The sequence below is a fragment of the Myxococcus llanfairpwllgwyngyllgogerychwyrndrobwllllantysiliogogogochensis genome (assembly GCF_006636215.1).
GTDB classification, from domain to species: domain Bacteria; phylum Myxococcota; class Myxococcia; order Myxococcales; family Myxococcaceae; genus Myxococcus; species Myxococcus llanfairpwllgwyngyllgogerychwyrndrobwllllantysiliogogogochensis.
Genome location: NZ_VIFM01000460.1, coordinates 1 through 4,215, shown reverse-complemented (window position 1 = coordinate 4,215; position 4,215 = coordinate 1). Strand labels below are relative to the sequence as shown.

Sequence of the window (4,215 nt, the reverse complement as noted above, 5' to 3'; positions counted from 1 at the left end):
GCTCTACGCCGGGGGAAGGGTGGGGGCGCTGCAGCTTCCTCCAGAGGTCCAGCAGGGCGGCCCGGCCAGCGACTCCCAGACGCTCCAGTCTCGCGTGGGACGGCTGGAGCGCGACGCCATCGCCGAGGCTCTGCGAGAAGCCGGCGGCAAGAAGGTCCGGGCCGCCGCGTTGCTGGGCATCAGCCGCCCCACGCTGGACAAGAAGATCGAGGAGTACGGCCTCGCGGTGGAGCGGGGACGACGGGGGGAAGACGGGCGCTAGCCGCTCACCCGTGTCACTTCCCGCGACTGAGCACCACGCCGCCGATGATGAGCGCCGCGCCCAATCCCTGCAGCAGCGTGGGCCTCTCTCCACGAACGCCCCACGCGGTGAGCGCGGCCACGATGGGCACTCCCGTGTTGTAGAGCGACGCGCGTGCGCTGCCCACCTGCTGCACCGTGCGCCCCCAGATGAAGTAGCTGAGCACCAGCGGAATCAGCGCCGAATACACCACGCCCGCCCGAGCACTGAAGCCGATGCTCCCCACGTCCAGGGCGAGCACCGCCGGCGCTCCCGCCAGCACCACTCCCGGAGCCCCCGCCAGCATGGTGAGGGCGGTGATGCGCAGCGCCGACACCTCGTTGCCCAGCGAGCGGATGCCCACGGTGTAGATGGCCCAGCAGACGCAGGCCACCAGGATGAGCCCGTCTCCCAGCCGGGTGTCCGTGCCCAGTGACGGGCCACGTGCCGCCACCACCAGCAGCATTCCCATCACCGCCAGCGACATGCCCATCACCAGCGGACGGTTGAGCCGCTCGACTCCCAGCGCCGCGCCCAGGGCCGCCACCAGCACGGGCGTCACCGCCACCAGCATCCCGCTGTTGGCCGCCGTCGTGTTCGCCAGCCCCAGGATGAAGCTCAGCTGGTACGCCGTGTTGCCCACCAGTCCGAGCATCCCGAGCTTGAAGAGCACCCGCCACGGCAGCGGCTTCCACCCCTCCACCGCGAGCAGCAACACCGCCATGGCCACCGAGGCCACCGCGAAACGCACCGACATGAAGGCCAGGGGAGGAATCACCCCCAGGGCCTCCTTCACCACCGTGTAGTTGGTGCCCCAGACAACGACGACACCAAGGATGGCCAGGTCGGAGGCCGAGAAGGCGCGGGGCGGCGCAGCAGGGACACTGGCGGCGGATGTGGACACGTCGCGCGAGGGAATAAGACCCAGCGTCCTTTCGTGCAAGCCGACGTTTCCCCGCCGCTCGGCTTGTCCCCATGCCGCGCCGTGGCTTAATCGCGCGCCATGGACCTACGCTTTTCGGACGAGGTGCGTCGCGCCCTCGACTCGCGGCAGCCCGTCGTCGCCCTGGAGACGAGTGTGGTGGCCCAGGGACTTCCCTATCCGGACAACCTCGCCGCCGCCCGAGCCTGCGAGGAAGCCATTCGTCGCGCCGGTGCCGTGCCCGCCGCCACCGCCGTGGTGGACGGCGTGGTGTGCATCGGCCTGGAGGACGCGGCCCTGCGCCGACTCGCGGAGGGCAAGGAGCCCCTGCTGAAGCTCGGCTCGCGCGACCTGGCCATCGCCGTGGCCACCCGCGCCTCCGGTGGCACCACCGTCAGCGCCACGTGTGAGCTGGCCGCCGCGGCCGGCATCCGTGTCTTCTCCACGGGGGGCATCGGCGGCGTCCACCGGGGCGCCTCGGAGCACTGGGACATCTCCCAGGACATCGCCGCGCTGGCCCGCTTCCCCGTGGCAGTGGTGTGCGCGGGCGCGAAGTCCGTGCTCGACCTTCCCAAGACGATGGAACTCCTGGAGACAGCGGGAGTGCCCGTCATCGGCGTGGGCACCCGAGAGCTGCCGTCCTTCCACAGCCGTGACTCCGGCATCACGCTGGAGCACAGCGTGAATGACGTGGCCACCGCCGCACGCATCGCTCGCGCCCGCTTCGAGACGCTAGGGCAGGGTGGGGTGCTTTACACCGTGCCGCCGCCGGAGGAGACCGCGCTGCCTCGCCATGAGGTCGAGCTGCAGATCGCCTCCGCGCTCGCCGAAGCCGAGCGCCAGGGCATCCGGGGCAAGGACGTGACGCCCTTCCTGCTGCGCGAGCTGGGCCAGCGCACGGGCGGCAAGACGCTCAAGGCCAACCTCGCGCTCCTCGTGAACAACGCCCGCTTCGCCGGTCAGCTCGCCGTGGCCTACGCACGCGGCGACTGAACCTGCTCCCTGGGGCGCGGGCGCTGTCTTCCCGCCGCGCCCTCGGGGGCCTTCGATGGATGCGCGGCGCGGCTACTGCTGGAACCAGCGCATCATCGTCTCGAGCTGCTGGCGGTCCACCTCGTCGAAGGTGGACTTGCTCGCGGAGTCGATGTCCAGCACCGCGAGCAGCTCGCGATTCTTCCCGTACACCGGCACCACGATTTCCGACGCGGAGCGCGCGTCGCAGGCGATGTGCCCCGGGAAGGCGTGCACGTCCGCCACCACCTGCGTCTCGCCCTTTGCCGCGGCGGCGCCGCAGACGCCCTGGCCGAACTTGATTTCGAGGCACCCCAGCGTGCCCTGGTAGGGGCCCACCCGGAGCAGCTTCCCCGGCGTCACCACCCGGTAGAAGCCCGTCCATAGGTGGCCAAAGGCGTGGTGAATCAGGCAGCTCATCGTCGCCATGCCCGCGATGGGGTCGTCGATGCCGGCGAGCGCTGCTTGAACGTGCTGCTGCAGTTCCTCGTAGGCCTGCGCCTTGGGAGCCGCGCGCAGGTCCAGGGTGATTTCCGCCATGATGGGGTCCTCGAGCCAGGTCTCCGCACCCGCCCGTCAGGGCCCGGCGCGGTCATCGTCGTCCCACGCTTCATATCCTGAATCCCACGCCGCACAGGAGGCACCGTGGAAACGCTCCTTCTCGATTCGAATACCTGGCTGCTCGTCCTCACTGGCGCGGGCGTCTCCGCCGAGAGCGGAGTCCCGACCTTCCGAGGAATGAACGGGCTCTGGGAGGACCAGCCCGTGGAGCAGGTGGCCTCGCCCGAGGGCTTCGCGAAGGATCCGCTGCGGGTGTGGCGCTTCTACTCCCAGCGGCGAGCAGGGGCCGCGGGCGTCTCGCCCAACCCCGGCCATGACGCGCTGGTTTCCTGGGAGCGTCACCTGGGCGACCGCTTCCTCCTGGCCACGCAGAACGTAGATGGGCTGCACTCACGTGCGGGCAGCCAGCGCGTGGTGGAGATGCACGGCAACCTCTTCAAGACGCGCTGTAGCAACGACGAGTGCCAGCGCGCACCCTTCGAGGACACCACCGTGTACGCGGCGGGCACGGTGCCCGGGTGCAAGGACTGCGGCAGCCTGCTGCGGCCCCACATCGTCTGGTTCGGCGAGTACCTGGACCCCGCGGACCTGGAGCGCATCCAGAACTTCTCGCTGCGCGCCGCCAGCTCCGGCGGGCGCTTCGTCTTCCTGGCCGCGGGCACCTCCGGCGCCGTCTACCCCGCCGCGGGCATGGTAGATCAGGTGCGCGGTGCGGGCGGGGAGACGTGGCTCGTCAACCTGGACCCCGCGGAGAACTCCCGTCGCTTCGAGCACTCCGTCCAGGGCAAGAGCGGTGAGGTGCTCCCGAAGCTGGGGCGACTCGTCTGAGTCCGCCGCATGGCGGGCCGTGCGCTCCCGGGCAGCACGCCCGTGCCTGGGACGCGAGCCCCGCCGCATGACGGCTCCCGGTGCGCACGGGAGCCGGCGGGCGCTACTCGAAGACGTTGATATCCTGCCCGGTGTTGGCGGGCCGAGGCGGCTTCGGCTTGGGCGGCGTCGCGGCGCGGATGGGCTCCAGCGTCACGTCCACCGTCTGGCTGTCTCCGGCGACGCGGCTGAAGTTGAGCGAGCGCTCCTCGGACTTGTGGTTCGCGAGGCGGAAGCTCAGTTGGTGGGACTTTTCTCGCGGCAGCATGAGCTCGATGGGCGTGGTGCCGATCTGCTCCTCGCCCTCGTAGATGGCGGCCCCGGACGGCGTCGAGTTGAACTTCACCCGAAGCGCCTGCGGTGTGGCATCGACCGGAGTCGTGGCCCCCGAGGGACTCGTCGGCCTGTCCCGAGGGACCTCGACGACCTGGGTCGCCGGCTGCTTGGCGCCACCCTGGCCTCCTCCCAGCACCACCGCCGCGCCGATGCCGAGCAGCACCAACGGCACCGCGACGAACGCGACCTTCTTGCCCGTGGACATGCCCTCCGGCTCGGGTGGGGGAGGCGGCGGGGT

General features: G+C 70.6%; 6 protein-coding genes. 3 read left to right on the top strand and 3 right to left on the bottom strand.

Annotated elements, in window-relative coordinates; translation table 11 throughout:
- The coding region (locus tag FJV41_RS48240) for a helix-turn-helix domain-containing protein (protein ID WP_281291641.1) at positions 1-262 on the top strand (262 nt) is incomplete at its 5' end.
- 13 nt (positions 263-275) lie between these two features.
- Here the strand turns inward: FJV41_RS48240 and FJV41_RS48235 are convergent.
- Positions 276-1,223, bottom strand: coding sequence for a DMT family transporter (locus FJV41_RS48235; RefSeq protein WP_306440956.1), 948 nt, complete (start codon positions 1,221-1,223; stop codon positions 276-278).
- A 60-nt stretch (positions 1,224-1,283) separates the two neighbouring features.
- Here FJV41_RS48235 and FJV41_RS48230 point away from each other — a divergent pair, with 60 nt between their 5' ends.
- Entirely contained in the window at positions 1,284-2,195 is a 912-nt protein-coding gene (locus tag FJV41_RS48230) for a pseudouridine-5'-phosphate glycosidase (protein WP_141649362.1), read from the top strand.
- Positions 2,196-2,267: 72 nt separating this feature from the next.
- Here the strand turns inward: FJV41_RS48230 and FJV41_RS48225 are convergent, their stop codons facing one another.
- Positions 2,268-2,753 (bottom strand): GAF domain-containing protein, encoded by a 486-nt coding sequence (locus tag FJV41_RS48225; protein WP_141649361.1) that lies wholly within the window; start codon positions 2,751-2,753, stop codon positions 2,268-2,270.
- 105 nt (positions 2,754-2,858) lie between these two features.
- Between FJV41_RS48225 and FJV41_RS48220 the strand changes: the two genes are divergently transcribed.
- Complete coding sequence (locus FJV41_RS48220; RefSeq protein WP_141649360.1) at positions 2,859-3,602, top strand: SIR2 family NAD-dependent protein deacylase; 744 nt, start codon at positions 2,859-2,861, stop codon at positions 3,600-3,602.
- Between the two features lie 103 nt (positions 3,603-3,705).
- On the opposite strand, the gene FJV41_RS48215 is transcribed toward FJV41_RS48220, so the two are convergent.
- The coding region (locus FJV41_RS48215) for a PEGA domain-containing protein (RefSeq protein WP_141649359.1) at positions 3,706-4,215 on the bottom strand (510 nt) is incomplete at its 5' end.

Excerpts from the sequence above, each read along its gene's own strand:
- FJV41_RS48225 (WP_141649361.1), bottom strand. The coding sequence starts at position 2,753 with ATGGCGGAAATCACCCTGGACCTGCGCGCGGCTCCCAAGGCGCAGGCC.
- FJV41_RS48230 (WP_141649362.1), top strand. The coding sequence starts at position 1,284 with ATGGACCTACGCTTTTCGGACGAGGTGCGTCGCGCCCTCGACTCGCGG.